Source organism: Shewanella sp. S23-S33 (genome assembly GCF_043359565.1).
Taxonomy (GTDB): Bacteria; Pseudomonadota; Gammaproteobacteria; order Enterobacterales; family Shewanellaceae; genus Shewanella; species Shewanella oncorhynchi.
The window spans coordinates 16,167-40,195 of sequence record NZ_JBHFFD010000066.1; the positions used below are offsets into that span (position 1 = coordinate 16,167).

At 42.9% G+C, this 24,029-nt stretch carries 22 protein-coding genes and 1 tRNA gene; 18 read left to right on the top strand and 5 right to left on the bottom strand.

The window, feature by feature from the left end:
* Nucleotides 1–111: 111 nt before the first annotated feature.
* Both ACHA99_RS18040 and ACHA99_RS18045 read left to right on the top strand, forming a co-directional pair.
* Nucleotides 112–1,146 (top strand): GGDEF domain-containing protein, encoded by a 1,035-nt coding sequence (locus ACHA99_RS18040; RefSeq protein WP_393944229.1) that lies wholly within the window; start codon nt 112–114, stop codon nt 1,144–1,146.
* A gap of 162 nt (nt 1,147–1,308) precedes the next feature.
* The gene (locus tag ACHA99_RS18045) at nt 1,309–2,106 is read left to right on the top strand and encodes a CLCA_X family protein (protein ID WP_393944231.1); all 798 of its coding nucleotides are present in this window, start codon (nt 1,309–1,311) and stop codon (nt 2,104–2,106) included.
* Between the two features lie 117 nt (nt 2,107–2,223).
* On the opposite strand, the gene ACHA99_RS18050 is transcribed toward ACHA99_RS18045, so the two are convergent.
* A complete protein-coding gene (locus ACHA99_RS18050; RefSeq protein WP_393944233.1) occupies nt 2,224–3,186 on the bottom strand; it encodes a hypothetical protein in 963 nt (320 codons plus the stop codon).
* A gap of 461 nt (nt 3,187–3,647) precedes the next feature.
* Here ACHA99_RS18050 and ACHA99_RS18055 point away from each other — a divergent pair, with 461 nt between their 5' ends.
* The 7 genes from ACHA99_RS18055 to ACHA99_RS18085 all read left to right on the top strand — a co-directional run bounded on the left by ACHA99_RS18055 (nt 3,648) and on the right by ACHA99_RS18085 (nt 10,940).
* Nucleotides 3,648–4,817: a PepSY domain-containing protein gene (locus ACHA99_RS18055; protein ID WP_263199462.1), complete on the top strand. Its 1,170-nt coding sequence runs from the start codon at nt 3,648–3,650 to the stop codon at nt 4,815–4,817.
* Nucleotides 4,817–5,293 carry a hypothetical protein gene (locus tag ACHA99_RS18060; protein WP_105252512.1) on the top strand — a complete coding sequence of 159 codons (477 nt, stop codon included), beginning with the start codon at nt 4,817–4,819 and terminating at the stop codon, nt 5,291–5,293. The genes ACHA99_RS18055 and ACHA99_RS18060 overlap by 1 nt, the downstream gene beginning before the upstream one ends.
* A 271-nt stretch (nt 5,294–5,564) precedes the next feature.
* A complete protein-coding gene (locus tag ACHA99_RS18065) occupies nt 5,565–7,751 on the top strand; it encodes a TonB-dependent siderophore receptor (RefSeq protein ID WP_393944235.1) in 2,187 nt (728 codons plus the stop codon).
* Between the two features lie 630 nt (nt 7,752–8,381).
* Nucleotides 8,382–8,840, top strand: coding sequence for a hypothetical protein (locus tag ACHA99_RS18070; RefSeq protein ID WP_393944237.1), 459 nt, complete (start codon nt 8,382–8,384; stop codon nt 8,838–8,840).
* A gap of 184 nt (nt 8,841–9,024) precedes the next feature.
* Nucleotides 9,025–9,684, top strand: a complete 660-nt coding sequence (locus ACHA99_RS18075) for a DsbA family protein (protein WP_393944239.1) — start codon at nt 9,025–9,027, stop codon at nt 9,682–9,684.
* 775 nt (nt 9,685–10,459) lie between these two features.
* Nucleotides 10,460–10,645 (top strand): CsbD family protein, encoded by a 186-nt coding sequence (locus tag ACHA99_RS18080; RefSeq protein ID WP_131524760.1) that lies wholly within the window; start codon nt 10,460–10,462, stop codon nt 10,643–10,645.
* A gap of 142 nt (nt 10,646–10,787) precedes the next feature.
* The gene (locus tag ACHA99_RS18085) at nt 10,788–10,940 is read left to right on the top strand and encodes a DUF3309 family protein (protein ID WP_301553935.1); all 153 of its coding nucleotides are present in this window, start codon (nt 10,788–10,790) and stop codon (nt 10,938–10,940) included.
* A 423-nt stretch (nt 10,941–11,363) separates the two neighbouring features.
* On the opposite strand, the gene ACHA99_RS18090 is transcribed toward ACHA99_RS18085, so the two are convergent.
* Both ACHA99_RS18090 and ACHA99_RS18095 read right to left on the bottom strand, forming a co-directional pair.
* Entirely contained in the window at nt 11,364–11,666 is a 303-nt protein-coding gene (locus ACHA99_RS18090) for an encapsulin-associated ferritin-like protein (RefSeq protein WP_028759930.1), read from the bottom strand.
* Between the two features lie 357 nt (nt 11,667–12,023).
* A tRNA-Val gene (locus ACHA99_RS18095) sits at nt 12,024–12,100 on the bottom strand.
* A 205-nt stretch (nt 12,101–12,305) separates the two neighbouring features.
* Between ACHA99_RS18095 and ACHA99_RS18100 the strand changes: the two genes are divergently transcribed.
* Nucleotides 12,306–12,464, top strand: a complete 159-nt coding sequence (locus ACHA99_RS18100; RefSeq protein ID WP_286994089.1) for a HepT-like ribonuclease domain-containing protein — start codon at nt 12,306–12,308, stop codon at nt 12,462–12,464.
* A gap of 229 nt (nt 12,465–12,693) precedes the next feature.
* On the opposite strand, the gene ACHA99_RS18105 is transcribed toward ACHA99_RS18100, so the two are convergent.
* Complete coding sequence (locus ACHA99_RS18105; RefSeq protein ID WP_393944242.1) at nt 12,694–12,888, bottom strand: hypothetical protein; 195 nt, start codon at nt 12,886–12,888, stop codon at nt 12,694–12,696.
* A 446-nt stretch (nt 12,889–13,334) separates the two neighbouring features.
* On the opposite strand from ACHA99_RS18105, the gene ACHA99_RS18110 reads away from it, so the two are divergent.
* From ACHA99_RS18110 to ACHA99_RS18130, 5 genes are all read left to right on the top strand, one after another.
* The gene (locus tag ACHA99_RS18110) at nt 13,335–15,008 is read left to right on the top strand and encodes a ribulokinase (protein WP_113940502.1); all 1,674 of its coding nucleotides are present in this window, start codon (nt 13,335–13,337) and stop codon (nt 15,006–15,008) included.
* A 1-nt stretch (nt 15,009) separates the two neighbouring features.
* Nucleotides 15,010–15,717, top strand: coding sequence for an L-ribulose-5-phosphate 4-epimerase (locus ACHA99_RS18115; protein WP_012587645.1), 708 nt, complete (start codon nt 15,010–15,012; stop codon nt 15,715–15,717).
* Between the two features lie 61 nt (nt 15,718–15,778).
* A complete protein-coding gene (gene araA, locus ACHA99_RS18120; RefSeq protein ID WP_012587646.1) occupies nt 15,779–17,281 on the top strand; it encodes an L-arabinose isomerase in 1,503 nt (500 codons plus the stop codon).
* 122 nt (nt 17,282–17,403) lie between these two features.
* On the top strand, nt 17,404–18,006 hold the full coding sequence (locus ACHA99_RS18125; RefSeq protein ID WP_012587647.1) for a beta-phosphoglucomutase family hydrolase: 603 nt from the start codon (nt 17,404–17,406) through the stop codon (nt 18,004–18,006).
* Nucleotides 18,007–18,249: 243 nt separating this feature from the next.
* The gene (locus ACHA99_RS18130) at nt 18,250–18,966 is read left to right on the top strand and encodes a FadR/GntR family transcriptional regulator (protein ID WP_012587648.1); all 717 of its coding nucleotides are present in this window, start codon (nt 18,250–18,252) and stop codon (nt 18,964–18,966) included.
* A gap of 103 nt (nt 18,967–19,069) precedes the next feature.
* Here ACHA99_RS18130 and ACHA99_RS18135 read toward each other — a convergent pair whose 3' ends face one another.
* A complete protein-coding gene (locus tag ACHA99_RS18135; RefSeq protein ID WP_393944245.1) occupies nt 19,070–20,011 on the bottom strand; it encodes a glycoside hydrolase family 43 protein in 942 nt (313 codons plus the stop codon).
* Between the two features lie 205 nt (nt 20,012–20,216).
* Between ACHA99_RS18135 and ACHA99_RS18140 the strand changes: the two genes are divergently transcribed.
* The 3 genes from ACHA99_RS18140 (at nt 20,217) to ACHA99_RS18150 (ending at nt 23,944) form a co-directional block, all read left to right on the top strand.
* Entirely contained in the window at nt 20,217–21,950 is a 1,734-nt protein-coding gene (locus ACHA99_RS18140) for an IlvD/Edd family dehydratase (RefSeq protein ID WP_263185838.1), read from the top strand.
* 60 nt (nt 21,951–22,010) lie between these two features.
* Nucleotides 22,011–22,781 carry an SDR family NAD(P)-dependent oxidoreductase gene (locus ACHA99_RS18145; RefSeq protein WP_113940438.1) on the top strand — a complete coding sequence of 257 codons (771 nt, stop codon included), beginning with the start codon at nt 22,011–22,013 and terminating at the stop codon, nt 22,779–22,781.
* A 107-nt stretch (nt 22,782–22,888) separates the two neighbouring features.
* Complete coding sequence (locus ACHA99_RS18150; protein ID WP_393944248.1) at nt 22,889–23,944, top strand: aldose epimerase family protein; 1,056 nt, start codon at nt 22,889–22,891, stop codon at nt 23,942–23,944.
* Nucleotides 23,945–24,029 lie beyond the last annotated feature (85 nt).

Genomic DNA, 24,029 nt, shown 5'->3' on the forward strand with positions numbered 1-24,029 from the left:
CCGTTGCGGTAATATGGGGGTAAAGACAAAGACGCTGTGATTAGTGTAGAACGCTGCTAATCTAAACATGTCGGAGATCTTCTCTAAAAGCGTCATTGCTAGGAATAATCGATGGAAAAAGAATCTCTTGAGTCTGTTTACCCCTTTTTAACCGAAGCCTTACGGCTAAGCGAGAATGGCCTCGCTGTTTTGGACAAGCACAATCATTTTATCTTTTATAACCATACCTTTGCGAAAATGTTTGGTTTTGTTGATCAAGACATGGCTGGCCGGCATTTTGACGACATGATGCACTTTGCCTTTACCCATAAGCAAGGGCCTAAAATTGATCATGAAACCATAGAGGAATGGCTTGAACTTATTCATGCGAATCAACGTAAATCAGCTTTTCGACGTTTTGAAGTGGATCTGGTCGACGGTAGCTGGTTGCAACTTTCTGAGCAGGTTTATCACAATGGCGATATGGTGATTGTTTGCACCGATATTACCCCGTTAAAACAGGTCGAATTTGCCCTAAGGAATGCGCAGACTGAGTTGAATCGACTCGCACTCACCGATGAATTAACCGGTATTGCCAATCGACGGCATTTTTTCCAGCAGTTAGAGCATGAAATCAAACGCTTGAGTCGTCTACAGTTACCTTTGTGCCTTGTCATGATGGATATCGATTATTTTAAACTCGTTAATGATCACTATGGGCATCAAGTGGGTGACAAGATACTGCAGCATTTTACCCAATTTATCAGTGCTCGCACGCGCCCATACGATATCTTTGGTCGCTTCGGCGGTGAGGAATTTGCGCTATTACTGCCAGAAACGTCGGTCGATGTCGCGCAGAAAATTGTGACGCGTATGATGTTAGCGCTTGCGAATGAAGATATTTCAGCGATAGTCGCCGATTTTCACTATCAATTTTCGGCAGGAGTGAGTGCGTTAACACCTGTGATCACTCATCATGCCATCGAAGAAAACAGCGGTATTTTAGCGCTTCAGTCTGTGCCTTCACCGATTGAAATAGGGAGTCAGTGCCGTTCAGATGCTGAAAAGCTGGTGGCCGAGGCCGATAAAGCCTTGTATCACGCTAAAACTACGGGGCGAAATCGTGTCGTGGTTTGGGATGATGTGATATTAACGGCTAAAGCTTAACGAACCCTGTGGTTGTCGAAATCTAAGCATTGCGATACCAAACCGAGTGGCTCCTATTCTTAACTTGATATTGCACTTAATGCAGCGTTTTGTTCCTGTGCATTTTAACCTAAAATAGCCAGCTTAATGTGTCTCTCACTGCCATAGGGTTCAAGGTAAGTCGTGTTAATTAATCAGCAATATAACCGCCATGGACCCGATTATCGATTTGGTGAGCAAGTCACTTTTCTTGATATTAAACAAACCTTTGGTTTTAGCCATGTCCGTGTTGGCCGCTGGGTGACGCGGGATGAATCGCGCATTGCTGCGGATTTAGTGTTTGATTCGCTCGCCGATCTGGCCTTTATCTTAAAATTGCCACCTTTGACTTTAGGGTTGCGGGAAACCGTCAGCCTGGCCTTTGGTCATGGCGGCCAAAAGGGCGTTCAGGCCCATTATGCTCCCGCGACCCGAGAGTTAGCATTGGCTAAAAATGCAGGTGCTGGTGCTTTAGCCCATGAGTTTTGGCATGCGTTTGACCATTATATTGCCGCTAAATCATTCAAAACCACTAATAAGCGGTTTCAGTGTGCGAGCGATCTTTGGCTATCCGATCTGCCCATCATAGAGCATCCATTAAATGCTCGATTATCTGAGATCTTCAAAGTGACATTGTTGAGTGGGCAGGGTGATGAGCCCCATGATTATGTTCGCCGAGCGATTGCATTAGATAAAAAACATGGGATGCAGTACTTCTCTCGGCCAACGGAGATGATGGCGCGAGCATTTGAAGCCTGTATTGAATCCTATACTGATATTTCGAATCCGTATTTAGTGTCGGGAACCCGTTTTTCAGCAATGGCAAAGGAGGGGGCTTATCCCGATGAGGCCCACAGGCAAGTGATTTTTCAGGCGCTGATCAATTACTTTGAACCGTTGGGGATCGCATTAGGTAAAAATCCCTTAACTAGGGCGTGTTGACGCTTGAGTCATGCATTTAAACAGAAGTTGGTTTAGCGTCGCTAGAGGGCAGGCAAAATGTAAAACGACATTCGCCTTAGGTATTTTGAATGCGAATGGCAGTGGACAGGGGGAGGGTCACGAGCCGTTTGAAAGCTCGTTGCCAATCAAGCTCGCGTGCTTAGTCGACAGCGTTTGCCAACAATAGGCCAAACTATGGCGAATCGCATCAAGATATTGAGATGCCTGAGTATCCATTAAATACCAATAGCTGGGTTTTGATTCAGGCATGTGGTTGAAAAATAAAGCTTCAGCATTGATGATCTGGCTAGGGTGAGCAAATTGTAGCCAAATATTAATGGGTGTATGCGCCAGTGTGATTAGCCATTCAAGTTGCATCTGCCGCGTGGCTGGATTTAGTGCATCTGCGATTAATAAGCTCGACTCCTGTAAACGCACAAGCAAATCAAAGGGATTATCTGCGTTTATCCTAGGTGTGACTTGGCATGGTTGCATGTGGTTTATTGCGGATAGGCGAGGTAAAAATACGGACGCTAAGCTAAATTCAGGCCAGTCGAGCGATGGTACCAAAGCTTGGGCAATCCGTCGTTCGCCTAACCAATTATGCACCATGCAAGGTAAGTGATCGTCAGGCGGTAAATCATTGGGTCTTGCTAAACTCGGAAACAGCGACATCCGCTGCACTTGCACATGCTGAGACAATTGCTGCATCAATACTATTGTGGTTAACCCAGATGAAGGCCAGCAGCCAAGCTGAGGCGTTAATTCAATCGCAACTTGTGTCAAGGCTTGCGTAAGCAGACCACTTTGTGGATGACCTTGTACTACAAAGGCATATTTTGATTCAGCAAAACCACCGTTGGCGATATTCACTATCTGATTATTTACATTGCTGTTTTCAGCCCATTGAGTACCGTTAAAAATAAATGTCATACCTGTGGTCGCAGGCTGCCAATCGCCAGAAGCATTACCAATAATGGTCACTTGCTCAAAGGCAAGGGTGCCCGCTAGAGCTTGCAGATCTAATTTAGCGTGTGGCATCTGCAAATGTTGATGCATGTGGGTGTGAGACTTTGGCATAGGCGGAACATCTGTTTTACGAACTCAAAATGGACTTCATTGTAATGGATTATCCCCCTGAGCCCAAAGGGTTAATCCATTGAAGTTTACCGGATGCTGTTTTAATGCAGGATAGTTTAGCTTTAGGTATACCGCGCATAAAAGTGATGCGCGGTATTTGCGATTAACAATTAGACTAAAAATTATAACTCAGGCTAAGTTCGACATTTCGCGGTTCGCCGAAGAAACCTTGATTATAGAAATCAATACTAGAGTAGTAAGAAGCTATTTGGCGTAGGAACTCGGCGCTAACAATAGGCTCGAAATGAGCGCTGCTAACAAGGTTTTATCCATCATGATTCCCCATCATAGTATTTTGTGACCGGCATTCTAATTGAAAACAATTCCCAGTACATCGTATTGATAACAATTTGCATTACCTTTACACTCGCGAAATACGATAAGTGTTAGGAAAGTCACAAATGGCGAAGATCAGTAACCGATTCTGGTTTATGTTGCATGGTTGGGTGTCGCTCCCAATTTGGTTGTTATTTTGTTTTATCTGCTTGACGGGGACGATTGCGGTACTGAGTCATGAGATCACTTGGTTAACGAATCCTGCATCGAGGGCGTTGAACCCTAATGATTTACCCGTAAAACCGGTTAGTGAACTAATGACGATTGTTGAGGAAGCCTACCCAAGTGCGGCAGTCTCTGGTGCTATGACCTTAGAACCTTATATGGTCAATGTGATCATGTTCAGTGACGCTGATAAACCCTATGCCATGGCCTATGTCAATCAATACACTGGTGAGATCCAACAGATTAATGAAGGCATGACATTTGCCGGCTTTATCAGATCTTTGCATGCTTGGTTATTATTTCCTTGGCAAAGCGGTTACAGCTTGGGCTATTACCTTGTCTGTTCGATGGCGCTGTTTATGCTCGCGTCTTTAGTGACGGGACTCATTGTTTATAAACGTTTTTGGCGAAGTTTTTTTGCTCCGAAATTGCGAGTGAGTCAAGGTAAAAAGACACTATTGGCCGATTTGCATAAATTGTCTGGTGTGTGGTCTATTTGGTTTATCGCGATTATGGCCGTTACCGGATTATGGTATTTAGTCCAAGCCATTTTTTGGCATGCAGATATTGATATCGAGCCACATGCGCCATTGGTTGCTGCTGAGCAATTGCCCTTTATCCAAAAGGGTGATGTGAATCCCGTTGATCCAAGCGTGTCATTTGCACAAGCCTTAACATTAGCGCAAACGCACTTTCCAGACTTTCAACCAAGCTATGTGATGAAACCAGAGCATAATCGTGACATGTATCATCTGAGTGGTAGCGGCGATCACATTTTTTACGATCAGTATTCTTACAACCTCAGCATTAACCCTTGGACGGGGGAGATTGCAAAAACGGCATCACCCGAGACGATGACAGGAATACAAACGCTAATGCATATCGCAGATCCTTTGCATTACGGTACCTTCGGTGGTATCTGGACAAAAATCATTTGGTTTATTTTTGGGGTGATCCTATCGGGTATGTCAATCACAGGATTTATGATGTGGGGACTGCGTAATGTGCGTGCAATTAAAAAAATGGAATCCCCCAGTACTGTGGCAGATAGGTTAGAGGAGGTACGTTAATGGCTTTCATTCATTCAACTTTTTGGCAAAAAAATAAATATAAACTGAGTGGGTTTATTCTATTGCTCCCCCTATTGTTTTTGTATCAGTCGCTAACACCTACATTTCCACCGGCCTGGCAGGCTCAAGAGTTAGGTGAATTTAAAATAGCCCCTTTACCCTTAGATCTAAAAGCACCCTATGTGCATCATGATGACTATGTGAAAGATTTTATGTTGGTTTTTGAAAAAGGTGAGGTAGGCAATATACGCCAAGGCTATGCCAATATTGGAACGCAGGCTTTGCCAATAGCAGATTTACAGCGCAGTGAGAATGGTATTTTGCACGGTAATAAGCATGGCCAACACGTACACGCCATCGCAACTAAGACACTAACCTCCGCCGATAGTCTGTGGATATCGATAGAGAATTGGCAAGGTGAGTGGCAAGTGGCAAAGTGGCCTCTGCCTGCCGAGCTAATAGTACAGACACACTGATGAGATAAAAACTAAACACTAATGGCGATCCTATGGAGTAATAATCTCAGGGTCGCTTTTAGTGGCGTAGATTAAGAATGATTAACCGAATACGGGTAAATAATAACCTTTTTCGCCGTAAACGCTCACTTTTGAAGGCATAAACACAACGGGGACGTTTATTCCTCATTAATAAATGATGAATTTGTTATATACATCACCAAAATACAAATGAAAGTGATTCGCAATAGTGTTACCGTATGTTCATCCTAAATAAACTCCCTAAATTACTATGCGCTTTTATCTACTACCTCTCGCGTCTGCCATTACTTTGGCATTAAACCCTTTGTCAGTCTTGGCTGCAGAGCCGTCTTCTGCTGCAGATGCAAATGATCAAAATATTGAAAAAATAACAGTGATGGGCAAGTACACTGTGAGTCGAACCATTGATACCGCCACAGGCTTAGGGCTGTCACTGCAGGAAACGCCACAGTCAGTGAGCATCTTGACCGCTGAACGGATCCAGGATCAGGCACTCAATACCGTTGTTGATGTGGTTAATAACACAGTAGGTTTGTCTTCATCTAAAACAGATAACGTTCGAAATGGCTTTATGGCCCGTGGTTTTGCGGTTCAGAATTACCAGATTGATGGCGTACCTTTATCTTGGAGTTTGGGGGGCGATGCAGGTGAGACTGTGTCTGATATCTCTCTGTATGAGCGTGTAGAGGTGGTGCGTGGTGCAACAGGCTTACTAACGGGGGCAGGGGATCCTTCTGCTTCAATCAACCTAGTGCGCAAACATGCCGACAGTGACGAACTTAAGGGCTATGTTGATGTTGCTACGGGTAGCTGGGATAAAAAACAAGTTACCGCAGATGTTTCTAATGGCCTCAACGACAGTGGCAGTGTGCGCGGTCGCATGGTCGCGAAATATGTCAATAGCGATTCTTATCAGGATCTTTATCAAGACCGTAAGACCATTCTTTACGGCGTAATTGATTCAGACATTACTGACAACACTATGCTGCGCGTTGGCGGTAGTTACAATAACAACAACCCCAAAGGAGCGATGTGGGGTGCGTTACCAGCAGTATTCAGCGATGGTTCGGCTACTGATTGGGATGTTTCTACTACAACAGCGGCAGATTGGAGCCGTTGGGAAACGACTAACATCAACTATTTTGCTAACTTGAACCATTATTTCAGCAATGGTTGGCAGTTGGTGGCGAACTATAATCGCATGGAATATGAAACCACCACCAAAATGATCTATATGTCTGGCTTGCTGAATAAAGAAACCGGTGCAGGTTTGAGCGGTCAGCGTTATCACAGCCATGGTGAAAGTAACTCTGATAATTTCGATTTTCAGTTGAAAGGCGATTACCAACTCTTTAACCGTGAGCATCAATTTGTGACTGGTGCCTTATACAGCAAACAGAAATCCTATGCTGATACCTATGAACCCATCCGTGAGAATATGACGGGCTGGGACTCAAAGGCAGTTGAAAACTTTTATGATTGGCAAAGCAACGCCTTTGAAGAGCCTGAATGGTCAACAAACGCCAATCGCCAGTTGAATATGGATACTGAGCAGAAAGGTTTCTACGCAGCAACTCGGCTAACACTTACCGATGATTTAAAAGTGATTGCCGGTGGCCGTATTTCTAGTTGGAACCGCGAAGGGGTCAGTTATGGTACTGATACCAACTTTGGTGATGATGGCGTGTTCGTTCCTTATGTTGGCGCCTTGTATGACATAAACGAAGAGCATCGTGTTTACGCCAGTTATACCGAAATATTTAATCCGCAGAATAAACAAGATGCTAGCGGTAACTATCTGGATCCACTCGAAGGTAAAGCCTATGAAATCGGTTTAAAGAGCGCTTATCTGGACGACCGTCTACACACCACTGTGGCACTGTTTAAGATTGAACAGGATAATTTTGCTAAGCAAGATACAGACTTTGAGCCGACGGATGAGCAAAAAGCAAATGGTCAGACAAGTGCTTATTATGCAATACAAGGTACTAAAAGTACTGGCTTTGAGTTAGAAGTTGTAGGTGAGTTTATTGATGGCTGGAATATTTCGGCAGGTTACTCTCAATTCACCGCAGAAGATGCAGAAGGCAAAGAACTTGAAACCACGAGCCCTCGCAAACAGTTTAAACTCTTTACTACCTATCAGTTTGTCGATCATTTACCTGAATTAACTGTTGGCGGTGGCGTTAACTGGCAGAGTGATAGTTACGCACAAAATGGTAGTGTTGTAATTGAGCAAGATGCTTATTCACTAGTTAACCTAATGGCTCGTTATAATCTGGCGGAAAATATGGATCTACAACTTAATCTCGAAAACCTGCTGGATGAAAAATACTATGCCTATATGTCTGCAGCATCCTATATGCCTCTTGCATACAGTGTGTATCACTACGGAACCCCACGTAATGTGACCCTGAGCTTTAATTACCGCTTTTAAATTGTCCGCTAAGTAAAAGGAGTAGCCGAGTGATCGGCTACTCCTTTTTATCTTCTATTATTGTTATTCTAAATATTTTAATGGCTAGTTTAGTGCGTATTAACGACTCAGTACTGATATCGGTAAATATTGGGCTAGTTCATCTATGGTTCGTTCCCAAATCTAATACTGTTATTAACTGAAAGCGGGAAGATGATGCCCTTCAATCTAGTTATGGAAGTGCAACATATTGTATTGGTAGTTTTCCCTCTTTCTTGTGCGCATTGTATTGTCAACAATCAGTGCGGCAACGAACAGAGTCAATAGAAAAATATAGGTATACTCATGCCATTAGCCTTATTACAAGGTTGTGGCTTATCGCCAGCTTTTTAAATGTTATATAGATTAAGCCGTTGTTAGACCTATAAAGTATTTTATGTTGATGACAAGTTGTCAATAATTCATATCTATTAATAATAGACATCAGCGTTTGACTATTTAGTTAATAATCATTTCAAAACTGCACTTTTAATGAGACATAATGTCATAGTAAATATGGGCTTGTTTAGTAAGTTTACTTTCATCAATGCATAGAAAAGTGATTAATTTTTCACAGTAAAGACCAAGGACTCCCGTTTTGAGGAGAATAATATGCAAATAGAAACGCTTTATGATGTTATGCAATGGACTAGAAATATACACCAACAGCTGCATGCATTTGCGGCACATTGCGCACTTACAAATGATAGCGAAAGAAGCGGATTACTGTTGGAGTATATTTCAGCCCACGAGCAAAAAATGGCACTGGTTATCAGACAGTTCGAAGATAATGGCAATAGCAATGCACTTAACACTTATTGTCGGCATTATTATGAAAAAACCGCTATTCCTTTTAAAACCATAGGTGAACATCCGTTTAAGAGGATGGATACGGATGAAATAGCGATGGCCACACTTGAGTATCATAAAAATATTGTAGGGCTGTTTGAATATCTACAACATTGCAGTTCTGCACCTTCCGTAACTGAATTTCTTAGCAATATACTGTCCCTTGAAGAAGCTGAAAAGCGATTGCTGGCACGTAACATGAAACAAATTGATGACTTCTAGTATGCCTGTTAAAAATCACATCCTTGTACCTATTACTCGGTGTAGCCTCGGTATTTATTCTGTAGTTCAGATATTGAAATCTTGACTTCATGTGGGTAACAAGTAGATCTGCCATCACAATAATTATTGATTAGCCTTGAAACTAGAGTGTATGACTTAAACTGCCACCTTATTAAGGATTAACATGAATCAACCCCTGATCATTGATTACTACTCTGATATTCTTTGTGTGTGGGCTTGGGTTGCACAACAACGTATTGAGGAGTTAAATAAAAAGTTAGAAAATAAAATTCATTTTAAATATCATTATCTTGATGTATTTGGTGATGTTCACACAAAAATTGAGACGCAATGGAAACAGAAAGGTCAATATAATGGTTTTGCTGAGCATGTACATAAATCTGCATCTATCCGTGATGACGTTCCCACAAACTCAAAAATATGGACAGAAGTCAGACCGACAACGTCGGCCAATGCTCATTTAGTGCTTAAAGCCATTGAACTTATCTATGACAAAAACACCAGTATCGATATGGCATTGAAATTTCGGAGTGCATTTTTTATCGACGCATTGGATATTGGTAAGCTTGAAATACTTTATGATCTGGTTGATTTCTATGGGCTGGAACAGAAAAAAATCATCTCAAGCGTTCATGATGGTTCAGCTATAGCCGCATTAATGAGCAACTATCAAAAGTCAACACAACAAAATCTACAAGGCAGTCCAAGCTTTATTATCGACGAAGGTAGACAAATATTTTATGGTAACGTAGGTTATCGTGTTCTTCTTGTGAATATAGAAGCATTATTGAAAAAATCAGCAGTAGAGGCTAGTTGGTGCTAAAAACCTTAGACTACCAGCTGTGTTTTTTTAAGCTCTACAAGATGCTATAAACACCTCTAGATCATTTTAACGTTTTGTAGTTATACCTCTTAGTTCATTCTGAGCTTATTCACTGAATATTCATATGTTTAATGGCATCGATGACATACCAAAATGTAGCTACATTAGGTATCAGCTGATGTTTCATTGTGTTTTAAGTTAAATTGCGGATTAAAATATTTATAATGTGTACGTTATCGCACAGACACACTTTTAGATAAATTATAAATTGGATACAGAGTTTAGATTGATATGCCTTTAATGGGTAAGCTTTATCTTAATAAGATATTTTATGTTATTTATTTTGATGTTGTGGCTCATCATTAGGATGTCGTTTAGTTGGAAAATCACTAGGTAATTAAATAATGGAATTCAGTCATGGTTAATACTAAATTTCAGTAAATAAAATGATCGCCACAATTTATACTTAAGATAAAATTCAAGATTGCTACAAAATATTTTCCTATTTAAACCAATGTCATATTGTAGCATTCATACCTAAGTTGACACGGTATGATTGATGTGGAGCCAGTCACACAATTTTATGAAAACACCGCGGAATTAATTTTAGCCTAATTTCTATGTCGCTTTACTGATATTTACCAACTAAGATTTTTACTAAAAATATTTAAATGTTTACTAAACGCTATTTACTAAAAATGAACAATAGCTCATAGCTGATTGTTAGCGCTCATTATTATTTAGATGTTATATCAACAACAAAAGGAAATTGACCATGAACAAAGACCAGATAGAAGGTTCAATAAAAGACGCAGCAGGCAAAGTGCAGCAAAAAATTGGTGAGATCGTTGGCAACCCGAAACAGCAGATGAAAGGGGTTCAGAAACAGATAAAAGGTAAAACTCAAAAAGCAATTGGTAATGTAAAAGAAGCGGCTAAGGATGCCGACAAACACAGTTGATGTCAGCGGCTTTTACAATTAAGTAAGCACCTTAAGCATAAAGTTTGGCAGCTTAATGTGGGTATTTAAAAGGATCTTAGTCATATTGATTAAGATTTCTAGTTCGAGTTATATCCATAATGTCTAGGAGACTCTCATGAGTATAGGAACAATATTATTGGTGGTTTTGATTCTGATGCTGATCGGTGTGGCTCCGACTTGGCCACACAGTAAGAGCTGGGGGTACGGCCCGAGCGGTGGATTAGGTTTGGTAGTATTGATCCTCGTTATACTCCTTCTACTCGGTAAAATTTGAGTGATAAAGCCTAAGTCATGTATGACCTCAATATTGAGTCGTCATTTCTAATTGCCGTAGGTAGCTAAAAATAGTGAGTGATGTTTTTAGTCGTTTAAAAATGGCTGACATCGCTCGTTTTTCTTGCACGGCAGTGCTCGCCATACTGAGATTGAAAGGTCCTGTACGCCTAAGATTTACACGCGAGATATTTCGTTAAGGTAGCATGAGGTGAAGTCCTTCACGCTAAAAATGAAAGTCACTAAGTCCGTAGAATACAGTGTCCGTAGTAATACATTTGCACGCTAGTATTCTGCAAGGCTGTATGAAATGAGCTAAATGGTGCAATAACACATACAGAGGTTTGTATTATAAGAACGGCAGCTTAGTGACTAAAGGCGTTTGCTCACGAAAATGGCTTACTCAAACAGCCAGATTGAATACTTATTTGTGAACAATAGGTGTGTGAGCAACAGGCGTATCTGTAAAAAGGTAATGTTTTAGCTGTTTATCAAAGCTCGGATCTTGTCTCCTTATCCATTCTTGTAGCATTGCAGCATGTTCTTTTTCTTCGTCTCGATTATGTATAAGTATCTCTCTCAACTCATTATTTTTGCACGCATCAACTCTTTGGTTATACCAGTCTATTGCTTCAAGCTCTTCCATCAGTGATGTAAGTGCACGGTGCATGTCCTTGGTTTTATCGGTGAGTTCAGTAATGGGTTCATGATAACCTTCATTCGACATTGGGATTTCCTCGATAAATGCAGATAGGATCGCTCAATATTGAGCGGTGATGATAATTGCAGATGATTGTCTTAACGCTATTTTCAACGAACAGACTTTGAATGCATTATTCTGCGACCTTAACCTTCGAGTGTCTGTTCGATGCCGTACTTAGTCAAAAATTTATAGGCAGCTCGTTTAAAAGGATTGGAGAGGGCGTAGAAATACCACTGCGAATATTTGATTTAGCACAGGATATTACTTTGGATGTTGAACTTTGAGATATTTTGGAATGAATTTTAAACAAAAAAACAAGGGTAGATTAATTGTATTTAGCTTGATAAGCAGAGGGGGATTAATGAAATACATAATAAGAAATGGTACACCCGAGTGGACTCGAACCACCGACCCCTACCATGTCAAGGTAGTGCTCTAACCAACTGAGCTACGGGTGCACTGTTTGAATTTCAAATTTAGACTCTTTGAAGAGAGTGGTACACCCGAGTGGATATCGTGCTGCTAAACGATCCTTGCAGGTTTCGACTGAAGCCTGAATTGCTAAACATTGGGTAAAGCATTAGCAGGACATAGCCGACAGGATTTGAGGTCCTCTGTTAATGTGGGGCACAACTTGTTGACGAGCTTAGTGGTTGGCGTAAGGTGATAGGTCTTTGTAATATACTGGTTCACGATTACGTTAATATGGATCCTGACATTATTCCCAGCGTGATAGATCAGGACTATAGCTACAAATTGTTTGTCTTTGCAGAACAATGGCTTCATTGGCTTAATCAAAAGGATAGCTGCATAGATTCGTGATAACGATTAGTATCACGGAGTTCGTGACGTATATTCTGAGCTTAGACTCACCTTAACGACGTCATAGATGAGTCTAGCATAAGGACCAATAGCGACGATCTGTCTGTATAATCACCATTCCAATAGTTAACTTTAAGCCATTCCTCAAAAACCTGAACTATCAGCCTAACTATCCAATGCATAGATGGTAGGCGTTACCGAGTGTGAGTCGCGTATAGATTACTAAGCATCATGGCGAATGCCATGGATAGAGCAAGCGCAAATACAAAGCTGGGATAGCTAACGTACTGAAGGACTCTGTTGACTGAGTTCCTGACTGAGATTTCCCGTGGGAGGGTGTTTCGGTGGCTGCCAAGGGCACAATGTCAGAAGGTTCAACATTGATACTGGCGGGTTTGAAAGTGTTGGCTGTTGCATGTTTCACAAACAATTCTCTTAAGTTTATTGGCATTTCGCTAAGCCAAACTTATTTGATTGCTGTGGGTTCGATAGAAATCGATTCGCAACGCTGTTAATTTATCAGAGTGATATCATCTTTTGCGGACAGGTTTCTCTGCAACCTGCTGCGTATTTTTCTCAATCATCCGCTTGATGTCAATCACCAGATTGACCACGCTAACTCAAAGCACCGATTTTCAGCTCTTCTAGAACTTACTGCTGATGCGTCTTTGTCACTATTTGGCAGAAACAGCAAACCCTTACAAAACAATTGCCTCGATAAACTTGTTGCTGATGTTAAAAAAATTATCATCCTTTGATAAAAATAATATTGTAATACCATTTGCCTATAGTAGTATTGTAGTACTAAATGATATTAACAATATTTGTGATCACATGGCTGATTGCAGAGTTCAATGTACGGGGATGCTAATGTCTAATGTTTTAGGGTCTTATGCGTTAGGGCTGGATTACGGCTCTGATTCTGTTCGCGCGTTATTGGTTGATACACAAAACGGCGCTGAAGTCGCTACCAATGTGGTGTATTACCCACGCTGGAAAAAGGGACTGTATTGCGTCCCAGCTAAAAATCAATTCAGGCAACATCCTTTAGATTACATTGAAAGTTTAATTGAGGTTGTACAAGGACTTTGGGCTAAAGCACCAGCGGGCGCAGCGGCAAACGTTTGTGGTTTAAGCTTTGACACGACAGGCTCAACACCGATTGCCGTTGATGAAGCAGGCGTGGCATTAGCGCTAAAAGAAGAATTTTCGTCTAATCCTAATGCGATGTTTTTACTGTGGAAAGACCATAGCGCGATTCTTGAAGCCCAGCAAATTACAGCTGCGTCTAAAGTCGCCAAAGAGAATTACCTTAAATATGAAGGCGGGATCTACTCATCTGAGTGGTTCTGGGCCAAAGCCTTATACGTACTGCGCCATGACACTGAAGTGAAACAAGCAGCTTACAGCTGGGTCGAGCACTGTGATTGGATCACCGCGTTAATGACTGGCACAATTCACCCTAAGGTATACAAAGCGGGTCGCTGCGCATCAGGTCACAAAGTCATGTGGCACGAGTCATGGGATGGTTACCCACCTAATGAATTCTTTGTTGATATCGATCCTTTACTCGACGGACTACGTGACCGTTTACCCGTTGAAACCTGCACCTCAGATAAAATCTGCGGCACCTTAACCCCCGAGTGGGCAGCCAATCTTGGACTATCAACCGACGTTATCGTGTCGTTCGGCGCGTTTGATTGTCATGCGGGTGCGGTGGGGGCCAATGTGAAGGAGGGCGTACTCACCAAAGTGATGGGCACGTCGACTTGCGATATCACAGTTGCCAGTTATGAAGACATTGGCTCCCGCTGTATTAAAGGCATTTGTGGTCAAGTCGATGGCTCAGTCATGCCAGGTTTAATTGGTCTTGAAGCAGGGCAGTCAGCCTTTGGCGATCTCTACGCTTGGTTTAAGGACCTCACCACTTGGCCGATCAAACATATCAATACTTCAGCGTTATTTGACGAGGAAGTGAAAGCCAAACTGATTGCACAGCTCGAGGATGAAACCTTAACTGAGCTGGGTAATGCAGCAGCGACTATTCCAGTGGGTGACACTGGCATCGTCGCGCTCGATTGGATTAACGGTCGCCGTACCCCCGATGCCGACCAATCTGTGTCTATGGCGATAAGCGGCTTAACCATGGGTAGCCACGCACCGCAAGTGTTTAAAGCCTTAGTCGAAGCCAGTGCCTTCGGCGCCAGAGCCATCATCGAACGCTTTAAGGAAGAGGGCGTGCGAATCGATCAAGTCGTCACGATTGGCGGTATCTCTAAAAAGTCAGATTTCATCATGCAAACCTGCGCTGACGTGTGGAATTGCAATATCGACGTACTGGAAAGCGAGCAGAGCTGTGCCTTGGGCGCTGCAATTTATGCCGCAACCGCTGCAGGCGTGTATCCCGATGTGTTAAGTGCGCAAGCCGTGATGGCCTCGAATGTTGCCAAAACTTATGCACCCAATCTTGCCAATGCTGAAAAATACCAAGCGCTTTATCAAGCGTATTTAGCCCTAGGGCATTATGTTGATGGAGCGAAATAACATGTCATTTCTTGAACTGAAACGCGAAGTTTATGAAGCCAATATGGAGCTTGAGAAGCGCAATTTAGTGACTTACACCTTTGGTAATGTGTCGCAAGTTGATCGCAGGCTCGGTGTAATTGGCATTAAACCGAGCGGTGTGCCCTATGAGGATCTCAAGGTCGAAGATATCGTTATTGTCGATCTTGAAAACCAAATTATCGAAGGGCGTTTACGTCCGTCATCCGACACCAAAACGCACACTTATTTATACCGTCAATGGCAGAGTATTGGCGGCATCACCCACACACATTCGACTTATGCAACTGCATGGGCGCAGGCGCAAATCGCCATTCCTTGTTTGGGTACCACACAAGCCGATTATGTTTACGGCGAGATCCCATGCACTGCTGTGATGCGTGATGACCAAATCAGTCGCGATTACGAAGAAGAAACGGGCGTACAAATTCTCGATTGCTTTGTTGATAGAAATCCAGGCGAGTCACCTATGGTAATCGTTGCGGGGCATGCGCCATTCACTTGGGGAGACAGCGCGGCAAAGTCGGTTTATCACGCTGTATTACTCGAAGAAATCGCGCGAATGGCTTATCTGACCAAAACCTTGTCGCCAAGTATCAAGCCATTAAAACAAGAGCTTATTGATAAACATTACTTACGTAAGCACGGTAAAGACGCCTATTACGGCCAAAACAGTGTCACTAGTAAATAGTGAATAAAATCAATCAGCTTCACGTTACCAGAATCATCAAATTTATAGGGTAGAGAGAAATATGAAAGCATTCAAACAAAAGCAAGTGTGGTTTGTGACCGGTTCGCAGGATTTATACGGGCCTAAAGTGTTGGAGCAAGTGGCGAAAAATAGTGAGCAAATTGTCCACGGTTTTAATCAGTCAGACGCGATTTCAATGGAGGTCGTCTATAAACCTACAGTTAAATCACCCCGCGAAATCTATGCGGTTTGCCAAGCGGCCAACAGTGATGAAAACTGTGTAGGCGTTATCCTGTGGATGCACACGTTCTCGCCTGCCAAAATGTGGATTGCGGGTTTGAATGAACTCAGCAAACCCTTCATGCATTTGCATACTCAGTTTAATGCCGAGCTGCCTTGGGCCGACATTAACATGAACTACATGAACACCCATCAAAGTGCCCATGGTTGCCGCGAGTTTGGTTATATCGGCACCCGCATGCGCAAAGAGCGCAAAGTGGTAGTAGGTCATTGGCAAACAAACGATGTACAAGCCCAAGTGGACGATTGGTGCCGTGCTGCGGCCGGTTGGAACGAAAGCCAAAATCTTCGTATTGCGCGCTTTGGCGACAACATGCGCCAAGTGGCAGTAACTGAAGGCGATAAAGTAGCGGCGCAGATTCAATTCGGTTACGAAGTGCATGCCTACAGTTTAGGTGAGCTAAATGATGCAATTAATGCGGTTGCCGATAATGATATAACTGCCCAAATCGACCGCTACGCGAGCGAATATGTCATTAGTAATGAATTGTTTAACGATGAATACCAACTTGACCGTTTAAGAAAAGAAGCGCAAATCGAACTGGGCTTAACCCAATTCTTAAAAGATGGCGAGTTTGGTGCCTTTACTAACTGCTTTGAAAACTTAACTGGCATGACGGGTTTACCTGGGCTAGCGACACAACGTTTGATGGCAAACGGAATCGGTTATGGCGGCGAAGGCGATTGGAAAACCGCGGCTATGGTTCGCATCATGAAAGTCATGGGCCAAGGCCGCACCGGTGGCACTTCATTTATGGAAGATTACACCTATAACTTTGGCGTGACAGACCAAGTGCTCGGCGCGCATATGCTTGAAGTGTGTCCGTCTATTGCCGCCGCTAAACCACGTTTAGAAGTACACCGTCATACTATCGGTGTGCGCTGCGATGTTCCGCGTCTGCTATTTACCGGTAAAGCGGGACCGGCCATTAACGTATCGACTATCGATCTTGGTAACCGCTTCCGTATTATTCTCAATGAATTAGATACTGTAACGCCGCCACAGGAATTGCCAAATCTGCCCGTTGCTTCTGCACTGTGGGAGCCGCGTCCAAATCTGTCTATTGCAGCAGCAGCTTGGATCCATGCGGGTGGCGCGCATCACTCAGCTTACAGCCAAGCCATTAGCACTGACAATATAGTCGACTTTGCAGAAATGGCGGGGGCTGAACTGGTGATCATCGATGCTGATACTCGCATTCGTCAGTTTAAAAATGAGCTTCGCCAGAATTCCGTATATTACGGTTTAGCAAGAGGGCTATAATCTCAAGCTAATACTGAAAAGCCGCCTCAGGGCGGCTTTTTTAATTTGTGCACGTTAATGTGTGAGCGTCAGACGAGTTGAGCTGGTCAATTTATTTCAGTCTTAAAGGTTGGGAAAGCAGTATGTACGCAGATTTTGATGGCATTATTTTCGATATGGACGGCACCTTGGTCGATAGCGGCCAGTTACATGAACAGGCATGGCGACAAACATTAACCCACTTTGGGATCCCTATTGATGGCGCATTAATGCGATCCTTGGCGGGCGTGCCGACAATTGGCACCCTTGAAATCTTAATTGCCCATTTTGGTGTAACACCGACCGCCACATGTGAAGCAATGAATGACTATAAAGAAGCCTTGGTTCGAGAAACCATGCACCTCTATGTTAAGCCAACCCGTTTAGCCGAATTTGCCAAGCAGAATAAGGGCAAGCGCCCGATGGCAGTGGGTACAGGGGCTTATACAGAGGAAGCGGTTGAGATTTTAACCCTGTGCAGCTTACTCGAGCTAGTCGACCATGTGGTTGGTGCCGATCAAGTCGTCGCGCCCAAACCTGCACCAGATACGTTTTTGCGCTGCGCCGAGTTGATGGGGATTACCCCTGAGCGTTGTATCGTGTTTGAAGATGCAAAAGCAGGTATTCAAGCAGCACAATCAGCGGGCATGTTTGTGGTCGATGTCTTGATCGATTTTGATATTAAAAACGATTATTTCCTAACGTAGCCATCCTACTAAAAACCTGTCGAATATAGGCATAAAATGAGCCGTAGCAGGTAAATTAACCCTGTCCATCGCAGCCTTACAGTGTAAAGAAAAGCGTGAGAGTGGGGTGAAAGCGAAAAGATGAATTAGCGCGAAACCCTCATAAATTCTTGGCTTTATAAAAATTACCTGTTACGTTTTTAAGGAAAGGTAGTATCATAACATTTGATCAATTTCGGCTATATCGGGACATAAGAGGGCGCAATGGCAAATCAGGCAAACAACCGACCGCAGAATATCCACAACTGGGTGGCCAGCGAACTTGGCTCGCGTATTGTTGGCGGATTTTATGCTCCGGGTGAATATATTCCCAATGAGAACACCATTTGTGAAGAACTTGAGGTGTCTCGCACTTCGCTCAGAGAAGCCTTTAAAGTGCTTACCGCAAAGGGCTTAATTGAATCGCGTCCCAAACTGGGCACCCGTATTCGTGAGCGCCGCCATTGGAATATGTTCGATCCCGTGATTTTAAATTGGTTTTCTCAATCTAAACCCTCACCCGAATTTTACACGTCGTTGTATGAAATCCGTGAGGTTTTTGAGCCCGCTGCTGCCGAACTTGCCGCGAAAAAACGTACTCCAGCGCAACTTAAAATCATTGCGGCAGCCTATGCCAAGATGGAAGCGGCGCAAGTGGGCACAGATGAGGTTTATACCTCGGATATTGACTTCCACATGGCGATTTTAGATGCGACCAACAATGAGTTTATGGTCTCTTTAGGCGTATCAATTCAGTCGGCTTTACTCGAAATTTTTAGATTGAGTAGTACCATCCAAGATGATTTCCTCGAATCACTGCCAGGCCACAAGGCCATTTATACTGCGATTGAAGCAGGGGACAGTGAACGTGCTAAAGCAGAAATGAATAAACTGCTCTCCACCTCCCAAGATACGCTAAAGAAGAATATCGAGCACAAATAGCATCACGCACATGCTTGGTGGCAACAAAAAGGTGATCCGATATTCGGCTCACCTTTTTAGTTTCTACAACTGTCCTCACACCATATTAGCCATCATCAGAGTATTACTGCGCCGAAGTAATGCCTTCCGTCGTCATCTGAATTCGTTTAATCGTGCCATCTTCATTGTAATAAAGCGGGTCGATGGCAACGGTTCGTCTAAACTCACCGCCGCCATTTTGCGAGGCGCCAGTATGATAAATAAAATAAGATTTGCCTTTAAATTCAATAATTGCTTGATGATTTGTTGGTGAGTTACCTGCCACTTCATTCAGTATGCCTTGGTACTTCCACGGGCCTTTTACATTATCGCTGATCGCGTAGGCGATTTTTTCGGGGAAACCTGAGGCATAAGAAAGGTAATAGGTTTTATCCTTTTTATGCACCCATAACGCTTCGGTGAAATTAGGCACATCGATAGCGTGAATAGGGCCATCGAGTTCGATCATATTGGGCTTTAGTTTGGCATAACGAGGCTTTGAGTTACCCCAAAAAATATAGGCCTGCTGATCATCATCGATAAATACCGCTGGGTCGATATCATCCCAGTCGATGTCGATGTCGGTATCGGTTGTCATATCATTGGTGATCAGTGCCGTCCCACGCGCATCCTTAAAAGGGCCTAATGGACTGTCTGCAACGGCCACACCAATCGCAAAGCCATTAATCTTGGCGTGTCTTGCTGTAACATACCAATAAAACTTACCCTCTTTTTCAATTACATGGCTTGCCCAAGCATCGCCTTTTGCCCAACTAAAATCCTTAACCGCTAACTTACTGCCGTGTTCGGTCCAATTCAGCATGTCCTTTGAACTAAAGACTAACCAATCGTGCATCTCAAAGAAGGTTTTGTTGTCTTTGGCCACATCATGCCCAGTATAAAGGTACACAGTATCCTGATGGACCATAGCGGCAGGATCGGCAGTAAACACTTCGGGGAACACAGGATTAGCGGCAAATGCCGCCGAATTAAATACTAAACAAATACTCAAAAGTGCCTTTTTCATAATTCCTCTATTGTTTTTTGACATTTTAGTATTATAGTAATACCAATACTTTTACCCACTAGCAATCTTTAAAGCGCAAATGATTAACGACTGTCTTTTTGCCACTTTGGGCGAGGACAGAGCGGCATACAGTGGCGAGGTAAGTGTCAATGCGGTAACCGAGTGCATTCACTAAGGCACAGATTGTTATAACGAAGGTGTGAAAATGAATAATAAAAAAACGAAAGCACTTCGTTCTGCGAGTTGGTTTGGGAGTGATGACAAAAATGGCTTTATGTATCGCAGCTGGATGAAAAACCAAGGCATACCAGACCATCATTTTCAAAATAAACCTGTGATCGGCATCTGTAACACTTGGTCAGAACTTACACCTTGTAACGGCCATCTGCGCGATTTAGCACAAAGGGTCAAAAACGGCATACGTGAGGCAGGGGGAATACCGGTTGAATTCCCCGTATTTTCCAATGGCGAATCCAATTTACGTCCAAGCGCTATGCTGACACGTAACTTAGCAGCGATGGATACTGAAGAAGCGATTCGCGGTAATCCGATTGATGGTGTTGTCTTATTGGTTGGCTGCGATAAAACCACCCCCGCATTATTGATGGGCGCCGCCAGTTGTAACTTGCCGACGATAGTCGTCACTGGTGGACCTATGCTCAATGGTAAGCACAAAGGTAAAGACGTGGGCTCAGGAACTCTAGTCTGGGAACTGCACCAAGAGTATAAAGCGGGCAATATCAGTCTTGCAGAGTTTATGAATGCTGAAGCCGATATGTCTCGCTCAACGGGCACCTGTAATACCATGGGCACAGCATCAACTATGGCTTGTATGGCGGAAAGTTTAGGCACAAGTTTACCGCAAAATGCCGCCATTCCTGCCGTAGATTCACGGCGTAATGTGTTGGCCCACATGTCTGGCATGCGTATTGTTGACATGGTGCATGAGGATTTAACGCTGTCGAAAGTATTGACCCGCGAGGCTTTTATCAATGCGATAAAAACCAATGCGGCGATTGGCGGCTCGACCAACGCGGTGATCCATTTAAAAGCGATAGCAGGTCGTATTGGTGTTGAATTGTCATTGGACGATTGGTCACACGGCTACGATGTGCCCACCATAGTGAATCTAAAACCTTCAGGTCAGTACTTGATGGAAGACTTTTACTATGCAGGAGGTTTGCCCGCAGTGTTAAAGCAGCTGTTTAATAAAAATTTATTGAATAAAGACACTTTAACAGTGAACGGCCAAACCCTGTGGGCAAATGTAATGGATGCGCCTTGCTACAACGAAGAGGTCATCATGAACATCGATGCGCCCTTAGTTGAAAATGGTGGGATTCGGATATTAAGGGGAAATCTTGCTCCCCGAGGCGCAGTAATTAAGCCTTCGGCGGCCAGTCCTCATTTAATGAAACACAGTGGTAAAGCTGTGGTTTTTGAGAGTTTTGATGACTATAACGCTCGTATAAACTCTCCAGAATTGGATATTGATGAAACCAGTATTATGGTGCTCAAGAATTGCGGCCCCAAGGGATATCCGGGCATGGCGGAGGTGGGTAATATGGGATTACCACCTAAGCTATTGAAAAAAGGCATTAAAGATATGGTCAGGATTTCCGATGCGCGCATGAGTGGCACCGCATTTGGCACTGTAGTCTTGCATGTTGCACCCGAAGCGCAGGATTTAGGTCCCTTAGCGGCGGTGCAAAATGGCGATATGATCACGCTTGATACCTTTGCGGGTATTCTGCAACTTGAGATCAGCGCTGACGAATTAGCAAATCGATTGGCTAAGTTAGCCTCGGTGAAACCCGTTCCCATCGGCACTGGATATTTGTCTCTTTTTAAAGAAAGAGTGCTGCAAGCGGACGAAGGTTGTGACTTTGATTTTCTAGTGGGATGTCGAGGTGCTGATATTCCGGCACATTCCCATTAAACATGGCACCTTTTTCTTTTATAATGAAACCAAATAATTATTTTAAAAAAAGGTTGAGTTATGAAGTTGAGTAATCAGTACCCGAGCTTAAAAGGAAAGACCATTTTTATTAGTGGTGGCGGTACGGGTATTGGCGCCTGCTTAGTGAGATCTTTTTTAGAGCAGGGCGCAAAGGTTGCATTTGTAGATATTCTTGTGGATGAGTCAAATCAACTGGTTAACAGCTTATTGACTAATCAAGCTGATGCAGTCTTAAAGTTTTATCCCTGCGATCTGATTGATATCGACGCACTAAAAACGGTGTTAGCAACAGTAGAACAAGAATTAGGGGCGATCTCAGTCTTAATCAATAACGCCGCCTGCGATCAACGTCATAGCATAGATGAAGTGACGCCCGAGTATTGGGATCACTGTTTAAATACCAATTTACGACATTACTTTTTTGCTGTTCAGGCTGTTAGGCAGCAAATGCAACGCCTCGGTGGTGGTTCAGTGATCAACTTAGGCTCGATGAGTTGGCACAATCGTCAGTCTGGCATGGCGGGTTATACCGCTTCTAAAGCCGGCGCTATGGGATTGACCCGAGGACTCGCCGCAGATTTAGGTAAAGATAAAATTCGAATTAATACCCTAACGCCAGGCTGGGTGATGACTAAACGTCAATTAACCCACTGGGTAGATAAAGATACGGCAAAACATATCGAAGATAATCAATGTATCAAAGACTATGTGATGCCAGAAGATATCGCAGCCATGGCATTATTTTTGGCTTCAGATGATAGCAAACTCTGCACTGCACAAAACTTTATCGTTGATGGTGGTTGGATTTAGTCATTAATAATACCGTTTGTGGTTCATTAAGTCGTTATTTATTACGCGTGGATAGGCGAGGAGTGCTGCTGATAAAAATTTAAATACTAAAAGGTGACACTACCGTTATGCAACTCTCAATATCAACGCAAAAATTAACTCATGCCGCATTTCCTGGAGAGTTGCATTTAATCACCTTAACCAATAGCCATGGTTTGGAGGTATTATTATCTAATTATGGCGCGAGCATTTGGTCGGTTAAACTTCATGACAAAGAAGCACAACCGATTGATTTAAGTTTGAGTTACAAAAACATTCAAGATTGGGCAAAAAAACCTTATTATTTTGGTATTACTGCAGGCCGCGTTGCGAATCGAATAGGCGGTGCTCAATTCTCACTCAATGGCAAACACGTTCAATTAACGCCAAACGAAGGTAATAATCAACTTCATGGCGGCGCCCAAGGATTAAGCCATTGTCTCTGGCAATGTGAAACCCTGCGCTACCAAGATGCTGTCGCGGCAAGTTTCACCATAATCAGTCCTGATGGTGACCAAGGCTACCCAGGTGAGCTAGTGATAAAAGTTGAATACAGATTAAATGAAAACAATGAGTTAATTATTACCTATGAAGCAAAATCGGATCAAAAAACGCCAGTTTGCTTAACCAATCATACTTATTGGAATCTAGCCTCCGATAAACAAAACGGAATACTAGGCCATTCTTTGCAACTCCAATCAAAACATATTTTAGCCTTAGATGCAGAGCAAATTCCTACGGGTGAATTAATCCAAGTAGAGAATACCGCCTTTGATTTTAGACAACCTAAAATGATTTTACGTGATATTCATACCTTAGATAATGGCTATGATCATTATTTTGTCATGGATAAAAAATACAGTAGCACATCAAATTTAAACGTCATTGCTAATTTGGCCGATCCTATTTCAGGACGTGAAATGGAAATAAGTACGACAGAACTAGGATTACAATTTTATAGCGGAAATTTTTTAGATGGCTCGCATTTCGATAATCACGGTCAGCCATTAATTCAATATCGCGGTTTATGTTTAGAAACCCATGGCTATCCAAACGCCGTTAATATTGATCATTTTCCGACTGTGATCCTAGAAGCCAATATCTTGTACAAACAAATTACGGTACACACATTTAAAAACATTTGAGTTTTATAAATTTTATAACCAGTAAATAACGAAACGTTTTAAGTTTGATCTTCTGAATTAAGAAGGTCTGGGGATTTTTGTCACT

Excerpts from the sequence above, each read along its gene's own strand:
- ACHA99_RS18150 (WP_393944248.1), top strand. The coding sequence starts at position 22,889 with ATGCAACTCTCAATATCAACGCAAAAATTAACTCATGCCGCATTTCCT.
- ACHA99_RS18050 (WP_393944233.1), bottom strand. The coding sequence starts at position 3,186 with ATGCCAAAGTCTCACACCCACATGCATCAACATTTGCAGATGCCACAC.
- ACHA99_RS18075 (WP_393944239.1), top strand. The coding sequence starts at position 9,025 with ATGAATCAACCCCTGATCATTGATTACTACTCTGATATTCTTTGTGTG.
- ACHA99_RS18070 (WP_393944237.1), top strand. The coding sequence starts at position 8,382 with ATGCAAATAGAAACGCTTTATGATGTTATGCAATGGACTAGAAATATA.
- ACHA99_RS18060 (WP_105252512.1), top strand. The coding sequence starts at position 4,817 with ATGGCTTTCATTCATTCAACTTTTTGGCAAAAAAATAAATATAAACTG.
- ACHA99_RS18130 (WP_012587648.1), top strand. The coding sequence starts at position 18,250 with ATGGCAAATCAGGCAAACAACCGACCGCAGAATATCCACAACTGGGTG.
- ACHA99_RS18080 (WP_131524760.1), top strand. The coding sequence starts at position 10,460 with ATGAACAAAGACCAGATAGAAGGTTCAATAAAAGACGCAGCAGGCAAA.
- ACHA99_RS18135 (WP_393944245.1), bottom strand. The coding sequence starts at position 20,011 with ATGAAAAAGGCACTTTTGAGTATTTGTTTAGTATTTAATTCGGCGGCA.
- ACHA99_RS18090 (WP_028759930.1), bottom strand. The coding sequence starts at position 11,666 with ATGTCGAATGAAGGTTATCATGAACCCATTACTGAACTCACCGATAAA.
- araA (WP_012587646.1), top strand. The coding sequence starts at position 15,779 with ATGAAAGCATTCAAACAAAAGCAAGTGTGGTTTGTGACCGGTTCGCAG.
- ACHA99_RS18055 (WP_263199462.1), top strand. The coding sequence starts at position 3,648 with ATGGCGAAGATCAGTAACCGATTCTGGTTTATGTTGCATGGTTGGGTG.
- ACHA99_RS18065 (WP_393944235.1), top strand. The coding sequence starts at position 5,565 with ATGCGCTTTTATCTACTACCTCTCGCGTCTGCCATTACTTTGGCATTA.
- ACHA99_RS18115 (WP_012587645.1), top strand. The coding sequence starts at position 15,010 with ATGTCATTTCTTGAACTGAAACGCGAAGTTTATGAAGCCAATATGGAG.
- ACHA99_RS18140 (WP_263185838.1), top strand. The coding sequence starts at position 20,217 with ATGAATAATAAAAAAACGAAAGCACTTCGTTCTGCGAGTTGGTTTGGG.
- ACHA99_RS18040 (WP_393944229.1), top strand. The coding sequence starts at position 112 with ATGGAAAAAGAATCTCTTGAGTCTGTTTACCCCTTTTTAACCGAAGCC.
- ACHA99_RS18125 (WP_012587647.1), top strand. The coding sequence starts at position 17,404 with ATGTACGCAGATTTTGATGGCATTATTTTCGATATGGACGGCACCTTG.
- ACHA99_RS18110 (WP_113940502.1), top strand. The coding sequence starts at position 13,335 with ATGTCTAATGTTTTAGGGTCTTATGCGTTAGGGCTGGATTACGGCTCT.
- ACHA99_RS18145 (WP_113940438.1), top strand. The coding sequence starts at position 22,011 with ATGAAGTTGAGTAATCAGTACCCGAGCTTAAAAGGAAAGACCATTTTT.